20 protein-coding genes and 1 pseudogene are annotated in these 22,220 nt (G+C 74.7%); 8 read left to right on the top strand and 13 right to left on the bottom strand.

Going from position 1 to position 22,220, the window contains the following annotated elements:
• The coding region (locus ABZ914_RS23245) for a helix-turn-helix transcriptional regulator (RefSeq protein WP_500195577.1) at nt 1–393 on the bottom strand (393 nt) is incomplete at its 3' end.
• Between the two features lie 67 nt (nt 394–460).
• On the opposite strand from ABZ914_RS23245, the gene ABZ914_RS23240 reads away from it, so the two are divergent.
• From ABZ914_RS23240 to ABZ914_RS23225, 4 genes are all read left to right on the top strand, one after another.
• On the top strand, nt 461–1,702 hold the full coding sequence (locus tag ABZ914_RS23240) for a hydroxymethylglutaryl-CoA lyase-like TIM-barrel protein (protein WP_500195575.1): 1,242 nt from the start codon (nt 461–463) through the stop codon (nt 1,700–1,702).
• Between the two features lie 50 nt (nt 1,703–1,752).
• A complete protein-coding gene (locus tag ABZ914_RS23235; RefSeq protein WP_500195573.1) occupies nt 1,753–3,147 on the top strand; it encodes an SWIM zinc finger family protein in 1,395 nt (464 codons plus the stop codon).
• Complete coding sequence (locus ABZ914_RS23230; protein WP_500195572.1) at nt 3,144–5,792, top strand: DUF6493 family protein; 2,649 nt, start codon at nt 3,144–3,146, stop codon at nt 5,790–5,792. Before ABZ914_RS23235 ends, ABZ914_RS23230 begins: the two co-directional genes overlap by 4 nt.
• 74 nt (nt 5,793–5,866) lie before the next feature.
• Nucleotides 5,867–6,412 (top strand): methylated-DNA--[protein]-cysteine S-methyltransferase, encoded by a 546-nt coding sequence (locus ABZ914_RS23225; RefSeq protein ID WP_500195570.1) that lies wholly within the window; start codon nt 5,867–5,869, stop codon nt 6,410–6,412.
• Between the two features lie 15 nt (nt 6,413–6,427).
• On the opposite strand, the gene ABZ914_RS23220 is transcribed toward ABZ914_RS23225, so the two are convergent.
• From ABZ914_RS23220 to ABZ914_RS23195, 6 genes are all read right to left on the bottom strand, one after another.
• On the bottom strand, nt 6,428–7,342 hold the full coding sequence (locus ABZ914_RS23220) for an oxidoreductase (protein WP_500195568.1): 915 nt from the start codon (nt 7,340–7,342) through the stop codon (nt 6,428–6,430).
• 133 nt (nt 7,343–7,475) lie between these two features.
• Nucleotides 7,476–7,964: a glutathione peroxidase gene (locus ABZ914_RS23215; protein ID WP_500195567.1), complete on the bottom strand. Its 489-nt coding sequence runs from the start codon at nt 7,962–7,964 to the stop codon at nt 7,476–7,478.
• A gap of 63 nt (nt 7,965–8,027) precedes the next feature.
• Nucleotides 8,028–8,189, bottom strand: a complete 162-nt coding sequence (locus tag ABZ914_RS23210; RefSeq protein ID WP_190865319.1) for a hypothetical protein — start codon at nt 8,187–8,189, stop codon at nt 8,028–8,030.
• A 168-nt stretch (nt 8,190–8,357) separates the two neighbouring features.
• Entirely contained in the window at nt 8,358–8,516 is a 159-nt protein-coding gene (locus ABZ914_RS23205) for a hypothetical protein (protein WP_190865321.1), read from the bottom strand.
• 112 nt (nt 8,517–8,628) lie between these two features.
• Entirely contained in the window at nt 8,629–8,925 is a 297-nt protein-coding gene (locus ABZ914_RS23200) for a hypothetical protein (RefSeq protein ID WP_190865323.1), read from the bottom strand.
• Nucleotides 8,926–8,986: 61 nt separating this feature from the next.
• Nucleotides 8,987–10,099, bottom strand: a complete 1,113-nt coding sequence (locus tag ABZ914_RS23195) for an LCP family protein (protein WP_433248292.1) — start codon at nt 10,097–10,099, stop codon at nt 8,987–8,989.
• A 206-nt stretch (nt 10,100–10,305) separates the two neighbouring features.
• Here ABZ914_RS23195 and ABZ914_RS23190 point away from each other — a divergent pair, with 206 nt between their 5' ends.
• The 3 genes from ABZ914_RS23190 to ABZ914_RS23180 all read left to right on the top strand — a co-directional run bounded on the left by ABZ914_RS23190 (nt 10,306) and on the right by ABZ914_RS23180 (nt 14,624).
• Nucleotides 10,306–12,327: an ABC transporter ATP-binding protein gene (locus ABZ914_RS23190; protein WP_500195564.1), complete on the top strand. Its 2,022-nt coding sequence runs from the start codon at nt 10,306–10,308 to the stop codon at nt 12,325–12,327.
• Nucleotides 12,328–12,462: 135 nt separating this feature from the next.
• A complete protein-coding gene (locus ABZ914_RS23185) occupies nt 12,463–13,758 on the top strand; it encodes a VWA domain-containing protein (protein WP_500195562.1) in 1,296 nt (431 codons plus the stop codon).
• Nucleotides 13,759–13,760: 2 nt separating this feature from the next.
• A complete protein-coding gene (locus ABZ914_RS23180; RefSeq protein WP_500195560.1) occupies nt 13,761–14,624 on the top strand; it encodes a hypothetical protein in 864 nt (287 codons plus the stop codon).
• On the opposite strand, the gene ABZ914_RS23175 is transcribed toward ABZ914_RS23180, so the two are convergent.
• Nucleotides 14,615–18,217, bottom strand: coding sequence for an AAA family ATPase (locus ABZ914_RS23175; RefSeq protein ID WP_500195559.1), 3,603 nt, complete (start codon nt 18,215–18,217; stop codon nt 14,615–14,617). The two genes, ABZ914_RS23180 and ABZ914_RS23175, sit on opposite strands and share 10 nt — an antisense overlap.
• 190 nt (nt 18,218–18,407) lie before the next feature.
• Between ABZ914_RS23175 and ABZ914_RS23170 the strand changes: the two genes are divergently transcribed.
• Nucleotides 18,408–18,842, top strand: a complete 435-nt coding sequence (locus ABZ914_RS23170; protein ID WP_500195558.1) for an STAS domain-containing protein — start codon at nt 18,408–18,410, stop codon at nt 18,840–18,842.
• A 30-nt stretch (nt 18,843–18,872) separates the two neighbouring features.
• Here the strand turns inward: ABZ914_RS23170 and ABZ914_RS23165 are convergent, their stop codons facing one another.
• The 5 genes and pseudogenes from ABZ914_RS23165 to ABZ914_RS23145 all read right to left on the bottom strand — a co-directional run.
• The gene (locus tag ABZ914_RS23165) at nt 18,873–19,667 is read right to left on the bottom strand and encodes an SGNH/GDSL hydrolase family protein (RefSeq protein ID WP_500195556.1); all 795 of its coding nucleotides are present in this window, start codon (nt 19,665–19,667) and stop codon (nt 18,873–18,875) included.
• Nucleotides 19,668–19,825: 158 nt separating this feature from the next.
• On the bottom strand, nt 19,826–20,443 hold the full coding sequence (locus ABZ914_RS23160) for a GTP-binding protein (protein ID WP_500195579.1): 618 nt from the start codon (nt 20,441–20,443) through the stop codon (nt 19,826–19,828).
• Nucleotides 20,444–20,483: 40 nt separating this feature from the next.
• Nucleotides 20,484–20,930, bottom strand: a complete 447-nt coding sequence (locus tag ABZ914_RS23155; RefSeq protein WP_190865335.1) for a DUF742 domain-containing protein — start codon at nt 20,928–20,930, stop codon at nt 20,484–20,486.
• Nucleotides 20,931–20,960: 30 nt separating this feature from the next.
• Nucleotides 20,961–21,410, bottom strand: a complete 450-nt coding sequence (locus ABZ914_RS23150; protein ID WP_151595997.1) for a roadblock/LC7 domain-containing protein — start codon at nt 21,408–21,410, stop codon at nt 20,961–20,963.
• Nucleotides 21,407–22,220: pseudogene (locus tag ABZ914_RS23145) on the bottom strand (nitrate- and nitrite sensing domain-containing protein); the annotation flags it as partial. The gene ABZ914_RS23150 and the pseudogene ABZ914_RS23145, both read right to left, overlap by 4 nt.

The following is a 22,220-nucleotide window of genomic DNA, read 5'->3' as shown; positions in this document are numbered from 1 at the left end:
GGCCGCCGCGACGCCCTCGTCCCGCGCCCGCCACGGCGCCTCCGCCGGCTCGTCGCGGCCCGTCCAGACCCAGCCGGCGACCCGCTCGAACGACCCGTGCTCGGCCAGGCCGAGCACGTCGCGGCCCCGGTAGTAGGGGCGGTCCGCGCCGAGCGCGGTGATCGCCGACTCGATCGCCAGCTCCCCCGGGCCGGGCCCGCGCCGGGGCCTGCCGCGCCGGGCCAGCTCCTCGACCTGCGCGGCGTCGAACAGGCTGCGGCGGCCGTCGGGGGCGTGCCGGCGGCGCAGCACGCCGCGGCTCACGTAGGCGTACAACGTGGCGGGCTTCACACCGAGCCGTTCGGCGGCCGCCGCCGCGTCGATCCACCCGCCCACCTGGTCGTTCTCGCCCATGCCCGCTCCATCGACATTGATTTTCGTCAATATTGATACATATGGATCCGACTGTCAATCTGAGGGCATGCCACAGATTCACTTCCTCGACGTCACCAACCGCGACGGCGTCCAGACCGCCCGGACCGGGCTGTCGAAGTTCGGCAAGACGATGGTGAACTTCTACCTGGGACGGCTCGGCGTCGCGCAGTCCGAGATCGGCTTCCCGTTCCTGTTCCACGAGGTCCCCTACGTCCGGGCGCAGATCGCGCTGGCGGAGGCGGGCGCGTTCGGCGACCTGCGGCTGTCCGGCTGGTGCCGGGGCGTGCCGCAGGACGTGGAGAAGGCCGTCCAGGTCCGGGCGGGCGGCACCGGGCTCGCGCACTACAACCTGTCCATCTCCACCTCGGACTACATGCTCGCGAACAAGTTCCGCGGAAAGCTCGACCGGGACGCCGTCATCCGCGAGATGGCCGCGGCCGTCCGCGCGGCCAAGGCGGGCGGCGCGCGGACCGTCGGCGTCAACGCCGAGGACGGCTCCCGCACCGACGACGGGTTCCTCACCGAGTTCGCGCTCGCCGCGAAGGAGGCCGGCGCCGACCGGGTCCGCTACTGCGACACCATCGGCGGCGACACCCCGGACCGCATCCGCGAGCGGTTCGCCAAGCTCGCCTCCGCGATCGGCATCCCCGTCGAGACGCACTGCCACAACGACCTCGGCCTCGCCGTCGCCAACTCCATCCACGGCGCGCTCGGCGACCTTCAGGCCGGGCAGGACGCCTGGATCAACACGTGCGTCAACGGGATCGGCGAGCGGTCCGGCAACGCCGACCTGCTGTCGACCATCCTCGCGTTCCGGCACGCCTTCGACCCGCAGGTGACCGGCGCCGAGATCGGCGACCCGATCGACCTGTCCTGGGCGCGCCGCTTCGCGCTGTGGGCGAGCTACGCCTTCGGCCAGCCGCTCCCCTACAACCAGGTCGGCGTCGGGCGGAACGCGTTCGCGCACGAGTCCGGCATCCACGCCGACGGGGCGTTGAAGGACCACGGCAACTACGAGCTGTACGACGAGGAGACCCTCGGCCCGTTCCCCGACGACTGGCACGCGCGGCCCGGACGCGTCGTCCTGACCGGGGAGTACGGCGGCAAGGCCGGGTTCCGGCACGTCATGGACGGCCTCGGCGTCGAGCCCGCCGACGAGGAGCTGTCGTTCAGGCTCGTCCAGCTCTGCAACGCCCAGACGGGCCGCCCCCTCACCGACGACGAGCTCCGGCTCATCGCGCGGTACCCCCATGAGCTGGCCCTTCTCTTCCCGGGGATCATCGAGTGATTCGCCGGTTCTGGCGCTTTTGTCGCTGGTGATCTCTACCTTGTGGAGGCATGGCGAGCAGCGCGACGGCGGCACAGGCGTACTCCTACACGCGTCCCTCCGGGCTGGACGGCGGCCTTCTCGGGCTGTCGACGTCCGGAGGGACGACGAGCGGCGGGCCGCAGGCCCACCCGCACTTCTTCAGCGGGGTGCTCACCCAGGCGGCGCCGGCCGCGGCGGGGCTGATCGCGCTGGCCGACGTGGCGCGGACCCGGTACTTCCAGCCGCGCCCCACCGGCTTCCGCGACCCGGTGGTCACCTGCAACGGCGACCGGCTGCGGATGGAGTCGTTCTCCGCGTGCGGCGGCGTGTACGCGCGGCTGGACGTGCTGGAGCCGGCGCTGGACGGCGACGTCCTGGCGCGCGGCACCACGAACGTGGACGTCAACGGCCCGCTGCGGGAGGCGCTCGCCCGCGTCGGCGGGTCGGACCCGCTGCACCTGGCGGTGGGCGCCGACGAGCTGGCGGTGACCACGCTGGACGGCGCGGTCGTGGAGAAGAAGGTGCCGCTGCCGGAGCGGTGGCTGCGCGGGTTCGCCGAGGTCCAGGTGATCACCGCCGGGTTCGACCCGCGGGCCGAGCTGAAGGGCCCGGACGCCGTGCGGTTCCTGCGGTCGCTGCCCGCCCGCTCACGCGGGGCGCTCTGGGCGGCGCCGGCCGGCCGGACGCTGCGGCTGTCGTCGCGTCCGGCCCCGGGGGCGGTGTGCCTCGCCGGGCCCGACCGGCTGCGGACCATGCTCCCGCTGCTGCGGTTCGCCCGCGCGCTGCGCGCCTACGGGCCCCCGGCCACCGCCGCGAGCGGGCCCGTAGCGAGCGTGTGGGAGCTGGAGCTGCCCGGCATGCGCTACTTCCTGACGCTGTCGCCGGAGCCGTCGCGCGGGTTCTCCGGGGAGGGCGCCGTCCTCGGCGCCCTGGCGACCGACGAGGCCGCGGGCGACGCCGACCTGATCGGCGCGCTGCTGTCGTTCGAGCCGCGCGTGGACCCGGACCTGCTGTCCGAGCGGTCCGGGCTCCCGCCCGACCGGACGAAGGCGGCGCTGACCCAGCTCGGGACGTCCGGCCGGGTCGGCTTCGACACCGCCGAGGCCGCGTTCTTCCACCGGGAGCTGCCCTACGACCCGGCGCTGGTGGCGGGGCTGAACCCGCGCCTGCGGTCGGCGCGGGCGCTGGTCGCGGACGGCGCCGTGAGGTTCACCGGCGACGCCGCGGCGGTCGTGACGACCGACGGCGGCGAGCGCCTCGTCCGGTTCGAGGAGGACCGCACCACCTGTACGTGCCCGTGGTGGTTCGATCACCGGGGCGAGCGCGGCCCGTGCAAGCACGTCCTCGCGGCCACGATCGTCCGGCGCGACGGCGCGCTGGTGGCCGGCCTGAGCGCCGGGCTGGACGCGGAGGCGGCGCGATGAGCTGGGACGCGATCCGGGACGCGATCGACGCCAAGGACGCCGGCCGGGTGATCACGCTGGTCTCCCGGCTGGACGCGGCGGGGCGCAAGGAGGTCGCCGGCCGGCTGCCCGGCAGGCTGAAGGAGATGCGCGACGCGACCCGGTTCGGGGACCTGGAGAGGGGCTTCCACCGGCCGCTGATGCTGGCGGGCGCGGGCACGATCGGCGGGGCCGCCGCGGCGGCGGCATGGCTGTGCCGCCGCGAGTTCGACTCGTGGTGGCTGCGCTCCCAGGGCCCGCAGCTGCGCAAGGACCTGGACAAGGTCACCGCGGGCCGTCCCGCGGAGTGGCGCGCCGACGTCGGCCGCCGCATCGCCGAGCGCATCCGGGTGACGGACTTCGCGGAGGAGGTGCTCCCGCGGTGGCACATGGCGGCGGGCCTCACCCTGTCGGCGGGCGCGGAGCCGCCGGCGGCCGACGGGTTCGTCGTGATGTGGGCGAGCGGCGGCGCCGACACCCGGGCGCTCGCCGACGACCCGTTCCTCGACGTGCTCGTCCCCCGGCTGTTCGAGGCGGACGGCGTCGGCGCGGCCCTCGCGTTCGACCGGAGCAGCGCGGAGTGGGACCGGGAGCGCAGGACCTGGGCCGGCGCCCTGGCCGAGCTGGCCGCCACGGGGCGGATCGCCCGCGAGACGCTGATCGACGGCTGCGTCCGGCGGTTCCTGCGCGGCGGCACCCCGCACGAGCTGCGCTGGTTCGTGCAGCTGCACGAGCTCCTGGAGCCCACGGACGACGAGGTGGTCGCGCGCGTGCGCGACTACGCCCGGCTGCTGCCGGCCGCCCCCTCGACGGTCGCGGACCTGGCGCTGCGGGCCGTCCGCCGGGCCGACGAGCTGGAGCGGGTCGACGGGCCGCTGTTCGAGGAGGCGGCGGGCGCGGTGCTGTTCCGGCCGGAGGCCAAGCTGGTCCGGGCCGGGCTGACCTGGGCCGACCGGACCGCGCGCAAGCGCGCCCGGGTGGACGCCACGCTCCGCGCGGTCACCGCCGTCTTCTCCTGCGACTCCCTCGACCTGCGGGAACGCGCCGTCAAGATCGCCGCCAAGCACGCGGGCAAGGCGTCCGCGGAGGCGGGCGAGGAGGTCCGTGCCGCGGCCTCGGCGCTGCAAGGGCCGCTCCGCGAGACGATCGCCGCCGCGTTCGGCGAGGTGGAGTCCGACGCCCCGGCGGTGCCCGGTCCCCCGCCGTTCGTGCCGCGCGAGACGCCCGCGCCGATCGCGTCCCCCGCCGAGATGGCGGCGGAGTTCGACGCACTGCTGCGCACCGAGCATCCGGACTGGCTCGCGGTCGAGCGCTTCCTGGCCGCGCTCGTCGCGTTCGCCCACGACGACGCCGACGCCGCCCGCGACGCCCTGCGCCCCGTGGTGGCCCCGATGCCGTGGCTGATCGACCCGGACGGCTCGCTCGGCGCTCACCACGAGGCGAACTGGCCGCTGTGGGCCGTCCGGTCCCTGTTCGTCGCAAAGGCGCCCAACCGGCTGGTCGAAGCGCTCGCCTCGTTCGTCAAGGGCTGGGCGCGCAAGGGGGCGACGGTCTTCGATCCCCAGATGGACCGGTTCCTCGCTTTGCGCGGCCGGGAGATCGCCGCGTCCCTGGGCAAGGCGCCCGTGCTGCTGGCGGCCCCGACCACCGCCGGCGGCCTGATCGATCCGGTGGTGCTCGTCGAGCGGCTCGAAAGGCTGGAGGCGGCGGGCGCCGAACCGGGGCGGGCCGAACTGGCGCAGGCGATGCTCCGCGTCCCGCGCGAGATCGATGCCGCGGCCGCCGCCCGGGCCGGGACCCTGCGGTCGCCGGCCGGGCGGGCGATGGCCGCCTGGCTCGCCGCGGGCCCGCCGGCCGACCCGGACGTGCGGTGCGAGGTGCTCGAGAAGCCGATGGCGACCGTCGGCGACCGCGAGCTCCGCCTCCCGTCCCGGGTCCTCTCCGTCGTCTCCATGCCCGGGGACTCCGACGTCGCGCGCCTGTGCGCCTTCCCCGAGGAGGGATGGCGGGACTTCGGGCAGCCGTCGTACCGCTCGTCCTTCGCGTGGTGGCCGGGCATCACGCCGTCGCACCGGGAGATCGCCGCGGCGCATCTCGTCCCCTACCAGGCGTGCCTGACCGACGAGAACCTGTCGCAGGGCGCGACGGTCCTCGCCCTCGCCGAGGCCGACGGCCCCGCAGGCGCCGCCACCGGGACGCTGCTCGCGCTGACGCTGGCCAACCGGCACGAGCGTCACCGCGCCGACGCGGTCGAGGCCCTCCTCGCGCTGAGCGCGCGCGGCGTCCTGCCCGCCGCGGAGACCGGCGTCGCGGTCGGCCGGCTCGCCGCCTTCGACCGGATCAAGCTCGGCAGGGTGGTCAAGGCGCTCACCACCGCCGCGGACGCGGGCGCGCTCGCGGACGTCTGGACGCTGGTCGCCGCCGCGCTCCCCGAGCTGCTTCCCGCGCTCGGCGAGCGCGCCCCGGGCGGCCTTCCCGACCTGCTGGCGCTCGGGACCCGCACCGCCGAGACGATCGGCGCGCGCGGCACGGTCCCCGCGCTGGAGGCCGCCGCCGGGCGGGGCGGGTCCAGCCGGCTGGTGAAGGAGGCCGGCCGGCTGCACCGGACCCTCGCGGCCGCAACGTGACGGGCCGCCGCGGTGTTGATGAGAATGTCGGACTTGGATGGCAGGCTGGACGGACCGGAAGGGAGCGCCCGACGATGACCGAGACACTCGCGTTCGGCACGGTCGACACCGTGCTGGGACGGCTGCTCGTGAGCGAGACCGAGACGGGGATCGTGTCGCTGGACTTCCGCGACACCCCGGCGGCGCGCGAGCGGGCCGCCCGCAAGACGGGCCTGCCGGTGGTGGACGCGCCCGGCCGGCTCGACCCGGCGCTCGCGGCGCTCCGCGACTACTTCGCCGGCGACCTGAAGACGTTCGAGCTGCCGATCGACTGGCGGCTCACGGGCGACGTCCAGCGGCAGGTGCTCACCACGCTGTACGAGACCGTCCCCTACGGGCGGACGATCACCTACGGCGAGCTGGGCGACCGCAGCGGCACCGGCGTGCACGCCCAGGTGATCGGGCAGGTGATGGGCAGCAACCCGATCCCGCTGATCGTGCCGTGCCACCGCGTGGTCGCCTCGAACGGGATCGGCGGCTACAGCGGCGGTTCCGGCGTCGAGGTCAAGCGCTGGCTGCTCACGCTCGAAGGCTCGATCCCCGCCACCCTCGACTGGGACATCGCCAGCCCGCCCCGCTAGGCCGAGCCCGCCGCGCTAAGCGGAGGCCGGGGCGTACTCGACGCCGGTGAGGGCCTCGGAGACCCGCCAGAGCCGCTCGCCCAGGCCGGCCTTGGCGGCCTGCGGCGGCGTGAACACCTTGACGGGGCTGCCGCGGAACTGCAGGAGGCGCGGGCCGTAGCAGGCGCCGCCCTCGACGTCCGGCGCCGTCGCGGCGTACAGGGAGGGCAGCGCCCCGGCGGCGGCGGGCTGCGCCACCACGGCGTTGCTGACGACCATCGCCTTCTCCATGACGGAGTTGCCGGTCATCTTCGGGCCGGCCTCCTGGAGGTTGGTGGCGGCGTAGCCGGGGTGGGCGGCGACGCTGGTGATCTCGGGGACGCGGCGGTCCAGCTCGCGGGCGAAGACGAGGTTGGCGAGCTTGGCCTGGCCGTAGGCGCCCCACTTGCTGTAGCGGCGCTCGCCGTGCAGGTCGTCGAAGCGGAACCGGCCGCTCCACGCGAATCCGGACGTCACCGTGACGACGCGGGCGGCTGCGGCGGCGCGCAGCGCGGGCAGCAGCAGGCCGGTGAGCGCGAAGTGGCCGAGGTGGTTGGTGCCGAACTGCATCTCGAAGCCGTCGGCGGTGGTGCGGCGCGGGAGCGCCATGACGCCCGCGTTGTTGACCAGGATGTCCAGCGGCGCCTCGCCGTGCCGGGCGGCGAACGCGCGGACCGACGCGAGGTCGGCGAGGTCGAGGGCGCCGAGGGCGACGTCGGCGCCGGGCGCGGCGGCCTTGATCCGGTCGAAGGCGGCCTGGCCGCGTTCGGCGCTGCGGCAGGCCAGCACGACGGACGCGCCGTGCCGGGCGAGCTGCAGCGCCGTGTGGTAGCCGATGCCGCTGTTGGCCCCGGTGACGATCGCCCGCCGGCCCTGCAGATCGGGGATGTCGGCCGCCGTCCACCCGCTCATGCGCACCTCCACGTTCTGACGCGACCTCACAAGTTAGACGCCCCATGTAATAGCGACAACCCGTGTGGCGCGATTCACAGTGCCGGCGGCGGATCGGGATCGACGGGGCGCGGCCGGCGCCTCCGGGGGCGTCTCAGGCCGGAAGGTTCTTCTCGATGGCGGCGACGACGTCGGCGGACTCCGGCTCGGTCTGCGGCGCGAACCGGGCGGCGACCGCGCCGTCCGGGGCGATCAGGAACTTCTCGAAGTTCCACCGGATGTCGCCGGTGTGCCCCTCGGCGTCGGGGGCGCCGACGAGGCCCTCGTACAGCGCGTGCCTGCCGTCGCCGTTGACCTCGATCTTCTCGGTCATCGGGAAGGTGACCCCGTAGGTCGCCGAGCAGAACTGCGCGATCTCCTCGGCGGTGCCGGGCTCCTGGCCCATGAACTGGTTGCAGGGGACGCCGAGGACGGTGAAGCCGCGCCCGGCGAACCGCTCCTGCAGCCGCTCCAGGCCGGCGTACTGCGGGGTCAGGCCGCACTTGGAGGCGACGTTGACGACGAGCACGGCCTTGCCCCGGTACTGTCCGAGGTCCGCGGAACCGCCCCGCAGACCCTCGATCTCCACGTCATAGAAGGACATGTGGCCGATCCTAGGCGATCACCCCCGGCCCGCACCGCCCGGATCGCATCCGCGGGCGGAGGGTCACGGGGACAGGTCCAGGCTGCTCACGAACGAGGAGACCTGATCACCCGCCCTTCCCAGCTGCGTGAACGCGTTGTTGACGAAGCCGGCCGCGTCCCGGGGTGAGCTCAGCAGGTAGAAGATGACGAAGGCGATGGCCACATAGCGGAGGTTCTTCTTCATCCGTACGCCGTCCCTGTTGTAGCGCAGCGACACATTGACCCGATCCAATGATGCCCAGCCGCGTCTGCTCGCAAAGCGGGATTTTACTGTGACGCGGGGGAGAGCGCTTGCTTGCCGCGCGCGAAAAAGCCCCGCACCCGCCGCGGGTACGGGGCCTGGGAGCGGTTCCTAGTTGGGTATCGCGCTCATGAACTGCGACAACGACTCGGCCGCGGTCCCCAACCCGCTCAGGGCGTTGTTCACCAGATTCGCCGCCCCCTCCGGCCTGCTGATGACATACCACGCAACGAAGGCGATAGAGGCCACCTTCAGATGTTTCTTGTTCACGTCAACCACCCTCTGCGATCGGATGCCTACGGAGTGTAGTTCCCAAGGGTGGCCGCACGGAGATCAAGGCAGGGCAAAGTCGGGGTCAGGTCCGCTTGGCGCGGACGCGGGCTCAGCCGCCGTGCTCGGTGAGGTACTCGATGTAGAAGGGCCGGAGGGCGTCGGCCATCTCGCCCTGCCCGGCGTGCGTGAACTCGCGCAGCAGCGACAGCCCGTGGAGGAGGTCGAACTCGGCGCGGTCGACCTCGCCGGTGGCCGCGGCGGCGGCCGGGATGGCGCGCAGCAGGTCCCACAGGAAGCCCACGTCGTGCCGCTCCTTGGCGCGTTCCATCGCCCGGTCGTGGAGCTCCTTGGACGACAGGGTCGACAGGTCGTCCTGCTTTCCGTCCTCAGACGTCACATCCGCCATGGACCGACTCTATGCCACGCCCGCGCCCGGTCGGGGCCCGCGGCCCCGACCGGCGCGCGGCTCACTTCTGGACGAGGTCGGACGGGATGGGCTGCCCCTGCTTCAGCGCGCCGAACAGCTCCGACGCCTTGGTCTTGTCCCAGGTGATGTAGGCGCCGACGCTCGGCGAGGACCCGGTGCCGCCGATCGGGACGGTCGTCGTCACGCCGCCGTTGGACACGCCGCGCATCGCCCACATCATCCGCACCAGGTCGTACAGGTGGTCGCCGTCGTCCACGAGGAAGTTGCTGGTGGAGTGCAGGGCGAGCGGGACGCTGCGGAACGGGTTGAGGAGCGTCGCCGGGCTCGAGCTCTTCTTCATCAGCGCGCCGAAGAACTGCCGCTGGTGCTCGACGCGCTCCAGGTCGGCGCGGGCGTAGTGGCGGCTGCGGACGTAGCCGAGCGCGTCGCTGCCCTTGAGGTTCTGGCAGCCGGCCTTCAGGTCGATCCCGGCCTTGGGGTCCTTGAGGTCCTCCTTGACGCAGATGTTGACGCCGCCGACGGCGTCCACCACGCCCACGAACCCGTTGAACCCGATCTCCGCGTAGTGGTCGATGTGCACGCCCGTCGCCTTCTCCACCGTCTGCGCGAGCAGCTTCGGCCCGCCGAACGCGAACGCCGCGTTCAGCTTGTTGGAGCCGTGCCCCGGGATGGGGACGTAGGAGTCGCGCGGGAGGCTGACGAGGGACGTGCCGCCGGCGCCGTAGTGCAGCAGCATCATCGAGTCGGTGCGCCGCCCGGCCGCGTAGCCGGTGTGGAGCTTCTTCTGGGCCGCCTTGTCCAGGCCCTTGCGGCTGTCGGAGCCGACGATCAGCCAGTTGGTGCCGGGGGTGTCGGCGACCCGTCCCGGGTAGTCGACGAGGACCGACTCCCGTTCCAGCCGCGAGTCGAGGTAGAAGTAGCCGCCGACGATCAGCAGGACGAGCACGGCGGCGATCACGCCGAGGATCCGGGGCCAGCGGCGCCGCCTGCGGCGGCGCGCCGGCGGGCCGCCCGCCGGCCCGTCGGGGTACACCCGGCCTCCGGCGAGCTGGTCGCCCGCGTACGGATCATCGTACGGGTCGCCGTACGCCTCCCGCCCGTAGGCGGCGTGCTGGTGCTCCGCGCGTACGGAGTCGTGCCTGTCGCGGGCCACGCCGTCGTCCTTCCTCCGTGTCCGGCCACCGGGCCCGGCCGCCGGTCATGCCGTAGACCCTAGACAAACGCGCGGAGTGCCGCGTCCATCCGGCGCATGATTGTCCACACCTCCAAATCACCGCGTTATGTGACATGTGAAGCGGACAGCGTCCCCCTTAAGGCGCACACTGCCCTTCGATGGCACAAACGCGCGGAGGGCGGCGCATGGGTGCGAGACTGCGCATCGCCCGGAGGTTCCCGCTGCTCGCACGCCGGCCGCGCCGGCCGGATCCGACCGGCGCCGGACCGGACGACCTGTCCGAATCGCAGCTGCCGGAGCTGTCGGCGCACGTGTGGCACGCCAAGGACGGCGAGCTCGCCGAGACCGGGATGGGCACCATGGCCCGCAGGCTCCCCGCGGTGATCGCGCAGGCGGCCGGGCTGGCCTGGCGCGCGAGCCGCGCCGACACGGCCGCGACGATCTCCCTCAACCTCGCGGCCGGGCTGTTCACCGCGTTCGGGCTGCTGGCCACGACCGGCGTGCTCACCGCCCTGTTCGACGCCGGGCCGACGCCCGGCCGGGTCCGCGACGCGCTGCCGTCGCTGGCGCTCGTCGCGGGCTCGGTGGCGCTGCGGTCGGGCCTGCAGGCCGCCGCCGGCTGGACGCAGGCCCGCCTCCAACCGCAGGTGCAGCGGCTGGTCGAGCTGCGGCTGTACGAGGCGACCACGGCCGCGGACCTGACCGCCCTCGACGACTCGGCGTTCCTGGACGACCTGCAGCGCGCCGAGACCCGCGGGATGAGCGCGGCGCCCCAGGTCGTCCAGCACGCCGTGGACGTGCTGACCGGCGCCGTCGGGATGGTCGCGGCCGCCGGGACGCTCGGCGTGCTGCACCCGCTGCTGCTGCCGCTGCTCCTGCTCACCGCGGTCCCGGAGGGCTGGGCGTCGGTGCGCAGCGCCCGGATGCGGTACGAGACGATGCTCGCGCTGGTCGGCGTCGCCCGGCGCAAGTGGATCCTGTCCGGCCTGATGACCGAGCGGCGGCACGCCGCCGAGGTCCGCGCCTTCACCATGCGGCCGTTCCTGCTCGGCGAGTACGACCGGTTCGCCGCCTACCAGCGCCGCGTCGAGCTCGGCCTGGCCCGGCGGCAGACCTACGTGAAGATCACCGGGGACGTGCTGAAGGGCGTCGCGACCGCCGGGGTCTACGTCGCGCTCGGGGTCATGCTGTGGCAGGGATGGGTGCCGCTGGCCGTCGCCGGCACGGCCGTCCTGGCGATCAGGAGCGGGCAGACGTCGCTGGTGAACCTCGTGTTCGCGGTCAACCAGTGCTACGAGGAGGGCCTGTACTTCGGCGACTACCTCGCCTTCTGCGACGCGGCGGAGGCCCTGATCCCGCACCGCGCCCTCGCGGCGCCGCCCGGCCCCGGCCCCGGCCCCCGGGCGGAGCGGCCCGTCCTGCCCGCCGCGTTCGACCGGATCCGGGTCCGGGACGTCACCTTCACCTATCCCGGCTCCGACGCACCGTCGCTCAACGGCGTCTCGCTGGAGATGCGCCGCGGCGAGGTCGTCGCGCTCGTCGGCGAGAACGGGTCCGGCAAGACCACCCTCTCCCGGATCATGGCCGGGCTTTACGACCCCGACAGCGGCGAGGTCCGCTGGGACGACGTGTCCCTGGCCGACGTCCCCCAGGACGAGGTGTGGAGCCGCGTCGCCGTCATCGCTCAGGAGTACACGCACTGGCCGATGACCGCCCGGCAGAACATCACGATGGGCCGCGGCCCCGACCGCCGCCCCGGCGAGCCGGAGGACCCCGCCGTGCTGGCCGCCGCCCGCGCGTCCGGCGCCGAGGAGGTCGTCGCGGACCTCGCCCGCGGCTACGACACGCTCCTGGACCGCCGCTTCCGGGGCGGCGCCGAGCTGTCCGGCGGGCAGTGGCAGCGGCTCGCCGTGGCCCGCGGCTTCTACCGGGACGCGCCGCTGCTGATCTGCGACGAGCCCACCGCCAGCCTCGACGCCCGCGCCGAGCACCTGCTGTTCGACAAGATCCGCGACCACGCCGCCGGACGCACCGTCCTGCTCATCACCCACCGGCTCGCCAGCGTCCGCTACGCCGACCGGATCTACGTGCTGGAGCACGGCAAGATCACCGAGGAGGGCGACCACGCGGCCCTGATGGCCGCCGGCGGGCTCTACGCCGACCTCTACGGCCTGCAAGCCGCCGCCTACCGGGTGGAGGACGTCTGACCTCGGCCTCCGCCCGGGTCCGGCCGGGCGGATCCGGGGCCTCCCGCGGGCCCGGCCGGAGCGGAGGCGGCCGGCGCCGGACCGGAGTATCTGATCTTGGTCCCGCGGGCCGTCCGGCGTCATTAGGATCCTCCGGTGATCATCAGACGACCCCTCGCCGGCGGCTGCCTGCTCGCCCTCGCGGCCGCCTTGACGATGTCCGGGGCGCCCCCCGTCGCCGCCGACGACGGCGGCACCGCGGAGCCGCCCAAGGTGGAGCTCGTGCTCGACGTGAGCGGCTCCATGCGCGCCCGGGACATCGACGGGCTCAGCCGCATCGCCGTCGCCCAGCGGTCCTTCGGCGAGGTGGTCGACGCCCTGCCCGCCGAGACGCAGCTCGGCATCCGGGTGCTCGGCTCGCAGTACCGCTTCCCCGGCAGCCCCAAGTCCGTCGGATGCCGCGACACCCGGCAGATCGCCCCGGTCGGGCCGGTGAACAAGGTCGAGGCGAAGGCCGCGATCGCGACGCTGCGCCCCACCGGCTGGACGCCGATCGGGCTCGCCCTCCGCGCGGCGGCCAGGGACCTCGGGACCGGCGAGACGACGCGGCGGATCGTCCTCATCACCGACGGCGAGGACACCTGCTCGCCGCCCGACCCCTGCGACGTGGCCCGCGAGCTGGCCGCCCAGGGGACGCACCTGGTCGTGGACACCCTCGGGCTCACCCTGGACGCCAAGGTCCGGCAGCAGCTCACCTGCATCGCCGACGCCACGGGCGGGACGTACACGGCCGTCCAGCACCAGCAGGACCTGACCGGGCGGCTCAACCAGCTCGTCCAGCGGGCCGGCACGACCTACAAGCGGACCCCGCGCGCGGTCGACGGGGGCGCGGGGTGCGCCGACGCCCCGGTGCTCTCGCCCGGCGTCTACACCGACCGGGAGCGGTTCGGCGAGCACCGCTGGTACCGGGTGGTGGTGGCGCCGGGGCAGGAGCTGCGCGCCTCCGTGAGCGTCTCGCTCGACCGCCGGCTCAACCCCGACTACGGGGTGCTGCTGCGCGCGGTGTCCCAGGACGGGCAGGAACTCGTCCGCGGCACCGACGCGGGCAGCGGGCGCACCGACGTGCTCTCCACCGGCCTGCGCTGGTCGGACCAGAAGAAGGACGGGGCGGACGCGTCCGCGTCCCCCTCGCCGGACGGCGGGACCGGCGGGGACCCGGTCTGCATGGTGGTCAGCAACTCCTTCTCCGCTCCCGGCGCGGTGCGGGCGGCGGCGCCCGGCATGCCGGTGGAGCTGACCGTCGACCTGGTGCCGTCCTCGGACGCCCCGGGCGGCCCCGACCTAGGCCGCGGCTGGCTCCTCCTGGTCGTGCTCACCGTGACCGGCCTCGCCGCCGGCCTGATCATCGGATGGCTCGCCCGCTGGCGGATCGCCGTCTGGAAGGAGAACTGACCGTGCGCGCCACCCCCCGCCTCGCCGGATCCCTGCTCGCCGCCTCCGCCGCCGGCGGCCTCATCCTTCTCCTCGCCGCCGGGCCGGCCGCCGCCGGCGGAGGCTCGCCCAGCCCCCGCCCGACGGTCGGCACGGCCGGGACGTCCTTCCTGACGGCCACCGTCGTGGAACCGGGACAGCCGGTCCGGGTGTCCGCGTCGACCGGCGACCACCTGTACTGGTCGTTCGCGGCCTCCGCCGGGCAGACCGACCGCGTCACCGTGACCGTCACGCTGCCGCCCGCGGCGAGCCGGCACGGCGCCGCGACGTACACGGCCGACGTCTTCGACGGACTGCGCCGCCGCCAGGCGTGCACCGCCGGGCCGCAGAACGCGACCGCCGCCGCGGGCGCGGCGAGCGTCCGGCTCCGCTGTACGCTGCGGCAGATCCGCGCGTGGGCCGAGCCGTGGTCGGACGACCCGCTGCCCGGCACCTACTACCTGCGCCTGTCGGCGAGCAGCCTGCCCGAGCAGGACCTCGGGCAGCGGATCCAGGCGGACGTGAGGATCAGCGCGCGGAACGGCGACGCGCAGCCGGCCGGGGCGAAGCTGAAGTCGCCGCTGTCCCCGGCCGTCAACCCGGGGGCGACCCTCCCGCCGGGCGCCGCACCGGAGGCGTCGCCGTCCGCGGCCAGTTCGGCGCCGAAGCCGTCCGAGCGCGTCAAGGGCTGGTTCTCCTGGCCGTCCAGCCGGTGGTGGTGGACGCTCGGCGGCGGGCTCCTGGCCGCCGTCGCCGCCGTCGGCGGGTACAACCTGACCCGCCACCCGCGCCACTGGTTCTCCCCGGGGCGCTCCCCCGCGGGGCCGGGCCGGAACGGTCAGATGTAGGGGCCGAAGGCGTTGGCGCCCGTGTCCTCCGGCGGTGTCTCCGGGAGGTCTTCCGGGCGCAGGAGGCGGACCTCGGCGGGGTCGATGGCGGCGGGGTCCGCGTCGTGGGCGGCGGTGATGCGCTGCGCCTGCCGGGACACCGCCGCGTCCAGCAGGTTCCGGACGAGGCGGGCGTTGCCGAACGAGGAGCCGCGCGGCTGGGCGGCGACGATCCGGCGCAGCGCGCCCGGGACGCCCGGGTCCAGCGTGAGGCCGGCCGTCGCCGCCATCAGCTCGAAGATCGTGACGAGCTCGTCGTCGGAGTAGTCGGGAAAGCGCAGGACCTGCGGGAAGCGCGACTCCAGGCCCGGGTTGGACTTCAGGAAGCGCTCCATCTCCGCGTCGTAGCCCGCCACGATGACCACCAGGTCGGCGCGGTGCTCCTCCATCAGCCGCAGCAGCTCGGCGATCGCCTCGTGGCCGAAGTCGCGCTGGTCGCCGCCGCCCGCCGAGGTCAGCGCGTACGCCTCGTCGATGAACAGCACGCCGCCGAGGGCCCGCTCGACCGCGCTCCGCACCCGGGGCGCGGTCTGCCCGATGAACTCGGCGACGAGGTCGGCGCGGGTGACCTCGACCAGGTGCCCGGACGACAGCAGGCCGAGCCGGGCGTACACCGCCGCGATCAGCCGCGCGATGGTCGTCTTCGCGGTGCCCGGGTTGCCCATGAACACCATGTGCCGGGTCGGGGCGGTCAGCGGCACGCCGGCGTCGCGGCGCATCTGCTCGGCGCGGGCCTCGGCGACCAGCGCGTCCACCTGCCGCTTGATCTCCTTGAGCCCGATGAGCCGGGCGATCTCGCCGAGCGGGTCGGAGGAGACGTCGCCGCCGGCGCGGGCGAGGGCGTCGGGGACGTCCTCCAGGAGGATCTCGTCGAGCGACTCGGTCTCGTCGACGACGCCGTCGGCGAGGACCCGGCGGCCCTGCATCGCGACCGCCCGGTCCAGCAGGTTGATCATGATGCGGGCGTTGCCGAAGCCGTTGTCGCGCGGCGCGGCCTGGGCGAGCGCGCGGACCTTGTCGAGGACGCCGGGGGCGAGCGCGAACCCGCCGTCGGCGGCCTTGCCCGCGAACACCTGCACCAGCTCGTCGTCGGTGAGGTCGGGGAAGTGGACGGTGCGGGGGAACAGCGCGGCGAGGTCGGGATGGGACTTCAGCAGCCCGTTCATCTCCGCCTGCGGACCGGTCAGCACGACCACCAGGTCGTCGGCGTGCGCCTGGACGGTCGTGAGGAGCACGTCCAGGACCTCGCGGCCCCGGACGGCGTCCACCGCCGCCGCCGCGACGAACGCGTGCGCGTCCCGGACGACCAGGACCCCGCCGAGCGCCTGCTCGACGGCGCGGCGCACCCGCAGCACGCTCTCGGTGGCGTACTCGCCGAGCAGGTCGGCGCGCTCCACCTCCACCATGTGCCCGGACGACAGCACGCCGAGCCCGGCGTAGATCCGGCCGAGGATCCGCGCGACCTTGGTCTTGCCGGTGCCGGGGTTGCCGGTGAACACCAGGTGCCGGGGGCGCGCGGCGAGCGCCATGCCCGCCTCGCGGCGCAGCCGGGCCGCCTTGGCCTCGGCGACCAGCGCGTCCACCTCCCGCTTGACCGGCGCGATGCCGGCGCAGGCGGCGAGCTCGGCGAACGGGTCGGTCTCGGCGGGCCGGCCCGGGATGAGCCGCTGCGGCAGGTCGGCGGCGGTCACCTCCGGGACGTCCCGGTCGCCGCGGGCCCGCGCGGACGCGACGCACTGCGCCGCGGTGTGCTCCGCCAGCCGCGCGCCCCGCAGGTTCAGCAGCGGCGGCGTCCGGCTGAGCAGCACACCGGCGGTCGCGGCGACCTCGTCCGGCACCACGGCGCCCCGCGCGCGCACGGCGCGGGTGAACAGCTCGGCGAAGTCGTCCTCGGCGAAGTCGTGCGTGCGGGCCACGTCGAACGCCCGGACGAGCGCCGGGTTGGCGTCGAACAGCCGCCGGTCGCCCCCGGGGCGGCACAGCGCGACGACGTCCAGGCGCGGCGAGCGCGCCATGAGCCGGCGCAGCTCCTCGACCGCCGCGGCGCCGCAGCGCTCGTAGGAGACCAGCCGCTCCAGGTCGTCGACGACCAGCAGCATCCGGCCCTCGACGCAGTCGCGGACGCGGGCCTGCAGCCACAGCGCCGCGTCGCTCACGCCGAGCGAGGCGAACACCTGGTCGGAGACCCACAGCGCCTCGCGGACGGCGCCGCCCGCGGCCAGCCGCCGCTCCAGCAGCTCGACGGCGGTGCCCTTGCCGGTGCCCTCTGGACCGGCGATCAGCAGCCGGACGGGCCGCTCCCCCGCCAGCCGCGCCGCCAGCGCGTCCCGGACGGCGCGCGCCAGCTCCGGCTGCCCGACCAGCTCGTCGCCCGGCTCGTCCTGCGCCGGGCCGTCCTGGGCGCCCTCGCCCCGCCCGGACGGTCCTACCGGGCGGGGCTCGCCCGGCGCGTCCGGGGAGAGCAGGCCGACCAGCGGGTTGACGACGCGGCGCGCCGCGAACAGCCTTCGCAGATCGGACTGGAACGGGCGCACCGGGACGCGGCAGCGCGGGCTCGTCGGCGCGTCCGGCAGGCCCTGCACGGCACCGGTGACGCGGACCGCCATGTCCAGCCACGCCCGCGCCGCGTCCGCCTCCCCCGCGACCAGCCCGCGCGCCAGCCAACCGCGCACGTCCTGCTGCCACGCCTCGACGGAGAACCCGGCGCGGACCGCGCGGAACCGCTCCTGCAGGTTCTCGTAGCGGTCGGCCCCGAGCGCGACCGCGAACTCCGCCGGGACGGCCGCCGCCTCGGCCGCCAGCAGCAGCTTCGCCAGCGCCGCGTCCGCGCCGTCGCCGTCCAGGACGGCCTCCGACAGCCGCGCGTGCGCCGCGTCGAGCCCGTCGCACGCCCAGCCGAGGTACCCGACGGGCCCGGCCAGCTCGGGCAGGACGGCCAGCTCCTCGTCGGTCAGCCCGGCCGTCCACACCTCCTCCAGCCGCTCCTGCGGGACCGTCAGGTCCAGCTCCCGCAGCTCCGGGTCGGCGGCCCGCCGGTCGAACAGGCCCGCGAGCGCCCGCCGGCGCCGCTCCAGCGGCTCCAGGCCGTCGAAGACGTCCAGTCCGTCGCGCGCCAGCTCCAGCATCACCGTCCGCAGCTCGCGGTCGTCTCCGGCCGGCTCGGGCAGCCACAGGCCCGGCGGGCGCCACCGCCCGCCCTGGGTGAACCACGCGACCGGCTCGCGGACGGCCGGCTCCGGTGTCGCCAGGAAGTCCGACAGCAGCTCGTAGTCGACGTCGCCGCGGGACCCGCCCCGCACTGCGGACGCGCCCAGCAGGAACGTCAGCAGCGACCACTGCTCGGCGCCCGCCGCGCTCGTCCCCTCCCCGTAGAAGTCGCTCAGCCGGCGCGGGAGCAGCGCCGCGCGGGGGTCGGCGTTGTAGGCGACGGCCCGCTCCCGCATGCGCTCGTAGAGCCCGTCGGGCACGCGCCACGGGCCGTGGGCGTACACGTCGAGCACGGGCTCCTCGGTGAGCAGCAGTTCGAGATGGTCCGGCAGCCGGGGGGAACGCACCTGGTCCTTCTCCTATGCGGCGGGGCGGGGACGTCACGTCTGGCAAGCACCCTACGACCCGGCGCGATCACGCACATCCCGTCGCGCCGGGTTGGCACGCGGCCGCTCCTCGGCGATAGTTGTCATACGGAAAATAACCGCCGGGCGCCGCGCCCGGCGGCGCCCGGCCCCCGAGGAGGCGGAAACCCCCGTGCCACCGCTCGAAGTGACCGCCCGCTCGCACGCCGGACGCGCCGTCGTGCGCCTGCGCGGCGAACTCGACATCGCCGGCTCGGACGAGCTGCGCCGGCACCTGGAGGCCGCCCGCCGCGAGCACGGCGACCACCTCATCCTCGACCTCGCCGAGCTGGACTTCATGGACTCCCAGGGCCTGTCGGTCATCGTCGGCTGCTACAAGGCCGCCACCGCCGCGGGCGGCAGCCTCACCCTCGCCGGCCCGCGTCCGGTCGTCCGCCGCGCCCTGGAGATCACCGGCCTGCACCGCCGCATCCCCGTCCAGGCGTCGCTGGAGGCGGCCCTGTCCGCGCACGGAACCGCCGCCCCCAATCCCCCGCGCGGGGCCGCCCGCGGTGACGGCGAGCCCCCGGCCCCGTCGGGCGCGACGCACGAGGCCCCCCGCGCCTAGCGCGCCCGCCCGGGAAACGTGGCCCTCGGGTCAGCCCGCCGTCTCCCGCGACCGCAACTCCGTCGGGAGCGGCCGCTTCGGGCCGCGTCCGTCGCCGGACGAGCGGCCCGTCGCGCGGCGGCCGATCCACGGCAGCAGGTAGGCGCGGGCCCAGTGCAGGTCCTCGCGGCGCGAGGTGAGCCAGTCCACCGGGTCCAGCGGCGGCCACGGCTCGCGCCAGTCGTCCTTCACCGGGACGCCGACGACGCCCGCGACGACCAGCGCCATGCGGCGGTGCCCCTCGGGCGACAGGTGCAGCCGGTCCTCGTACCAGGCGCGTGGGTCGTTGAAGATCCGCAGCGACCACAGGTCGACGACCGAGCAGCCGCGGCGGTCGGCGATGGCGCGCAGATGCATGTTGTAGGTGGCGGCCTTGCCGCGGATGCGCGAGCCGCTGCGCAGCCCGCGGGTGTCGAACCCGGTGAAGATCACCACGCGGGAGCCGGTGGCGCGCAGCCGCCGGACCGCGTCGTCGAACACCACCGCGAGCGCGTCGGGGTCGGCGCCGGGGCGGATCATGTCGTTGCCGCCCGCGCAGAACGTCACCAGGTCGGGGTTCAGCTCGACGGCGCGGGGCACCTGGTCGTCCACGATCTGCCGGACGAGCTTGCCGCGCACCGCGAGGTTCGCGTAGCGCAGGCCGGGGGTGTGCTCGGCGAGGTGCTCGGCGAGCCGGTCGGCCCAGCCGCGGAAGCGGTCGTCCTCGCCGGGGTAGGGGTCGTTCAAGCCCTCGGTGAAGCTGTCGCCGATGGCCACGTAGGTACGGATCTTCTCCAGTCCGTCCATCGCGGGCCCTGGCACTGGTTCAAAGTCGGTCACGTCAGACAATCATGCATCGTGCACACAATCTACGCGACCGTAACCATCCGGGATGTGGGACAGCCGACACCGGCGGGGCCCGCGGGTCGCGAGGCGCCGGATCCGGTCCGGGATCCGGCCCCGCGTCAGGTCCAGCTCGGCGACGCCGTGCCCAGCTGCCCGCCGGACGCGGCGGGCGGCGCGGGGGCGCCCGCCGGGGCGCCCGCGGAGTGCACCGACATCGCGTGCTGCACGAGCGTGATCAGCACCTGCTTCGTCGACTCGCGGCTGCGCGCGTCGCACTGCACGATCGGCACGTGGCCGCTGATCGACAGCGCCTCGCGGATGTCCTCGATCGCGTACTGGAACTCGCCGTGGAACCCGTTGACGCCCACCACGAACGGCAGGCCGAGCTCCTCGAAGTAGTCGACCGCCGCGAAGCAGTCCTCCAGCCGCCGGGTGTCGACCAGCACGACGGCGCCGATCGCGCCGCGGACCAGGTCGTCCCACATGAACCAGAAGCGGTGCTGGCCGGGGGTGCCGAACAGGTACAGGATCAGCTCGCTGTCCAGCGACACGCGGCCGAAGTCCATCGCGACCGTGGTGGTCGTCTTGTCCGGGACGGCCGACAGGTCGTCCACGTCGGCGCTGGCCGCGGTCATCACCGCCTCGGTGGTGAGCGGCATGATCTCCGAGACCGATCCGACGAAGGTGGTCTTGCCGACGCCGAACCCGCCGCCGACGACGATCTTCACCGAGGTCAGCTCCGCCTCGGGTCCGTGCGGCCCCGGGGGCGGGACCTGGTCAGAGCTTCCGAAGGCCACTGAGCACCCTTTCTAGCAAGCGGAGGTCCGGCTGGCCGCCGGCCGTCGTGGGGGTCGACTGGTGCAGGCGCAGCAGCCCTTCCATGGCCATGTCCGCGACGAGGACCCGGGCCACCCCGAGCGGCATCCGCAGCAGCGCGGACACCTCGGCCACCGAGCGGGCCGACCGGCACAGGTCCATGATCGCCCGGTACTCCGGGGTCAGCATGGCGACGTCGCGCGGCGGGTACGGCGCCGCCGTCACCAGGGCCTCGATCGCCAGGTCGTACCGCGGCTTGGTGCGCCCGCCGGTCACCGCGTAGGGGCGCACCAGCGAGCTGCTGTCCCCCTCGTCCCGCCCGCCCGGCCGGTCCTGCACCGAGCGCGGATCACCGGGCCAGCGCCCGGGACCTCCCGGACCGCCTCCGAAGGGACTGCCTCGATCCATGTCGCCGACCTCCGTCAGAGTCAGTCACGGTCAAAAGCGGGCGGGGCCGGCGCCCATCTCGGTCACCGAGGGGCCGCCGTACGGCTGCTGCTGCTCCTGCGCGCGCAGCGCCGGCGTCAGCACCCGGCCCACCCGCTCGACCAGCAGCGTCATCTCGTAGGCCACGAGCCCGAGGTCGCAGTCGGGCGCCGCGAGCACCGCGAACACCGACCCGTTCGCGATGGACATCACGAACAGCAGGCCGCGGTCCATCTCCACGACCGTCTGGTTCACGCCACCCGCGTCGAAGATCTTCGCCGCGCCCTGGGTCAGGCTCATCAACCCCGAGGCGATCGCCGACAGCTGGTCCGCCCGCTCGGGCGGGAAGCCCGCGGAGTAGGCCATCGGCAATCCGTCGGAGGAGACCACGACGGCGTGCGCGACCTTCGCGACACGGTCCGCGAAGTTCGTCACCAACCAGTTGAGATCCTGCCCGCTCACCGGGTGCCTCCCGTCTCGCCGTCACCCTGTGACGGCACCTCACCTGACGTGCCCCCGCCACGCGCCTCGTTGCGGCCCCGATGGACGCCGCGCTGCAGGCTCGCGAAACGGTTGCGCACGACGTCGGCCGACTGGCCGGACGACTGCTGGTCCTGCACGGGCGCCCCCGGACGCGGCACCGGCTGCGTCCGGCCGCCGCCCGCGGGCGGCGCCGCCTGGGGCTGCTGCCCGCCCCCCGCGGCCGGCCGGTTGCCGACCGCCCCGGGGATGCGGTTCTTGCCGGGGACGCGCTTGGGCAGCCCGACCTGCGTGCGGCTGCCCGCGACGGGTTCGCGGATCGCCTCGGCGGCGCGGAAGCCCTCGTCCGCGGGGGACTCCCAGCCCTTGCCCGGATCCTCGGCCACGTCCCCTCCCGTCCGGCGCTGGAACCATTCCGACTGCATCGCATCGAAGATCGGCGAACGCTCGGGCACCCGCGGCGGCGGCTTCGCTCCGGCCGGCGCCGGCGGCTGATGCGCGGAGGGAGCGGGTTGATCATAACCGTTCCGCTCGTAGCCGTTCCGCTCGTAGCCGTTCTGCTCGTAACCCGACGGTTCGGGGACGCGGGGCTCCGGGACGGGCTCGCGGCGCCGCGGGTCCGCGGCGCGGCCGCGGGCCGGCGCCCCGTCGCGGGAGCCGCCGGCGTACGGGCCCTCCCCGGCGACCTGCTCCAGCGGCCCGGTCTCCCAGGGGATCTGCTGGCGCCGGGAGCCCGGCTCGGGCACCACGGGCTGGGCCTCGGGCACCACGGGCTGCGGCCCGGTGTGCCGT

This window comes from Spirillospora sp. NPDC046719, assembly GCF_040645715.1.
Taxonomy (GTDB): domain Bacteria; phylum Actinomycetota; class Actinomycetes; order Streptosporangiales; family Streptosporangiaceae; genus Spirillospora.
This window is presented reverse-complemented; position numbering and strand designations above follow the sequence as displayed.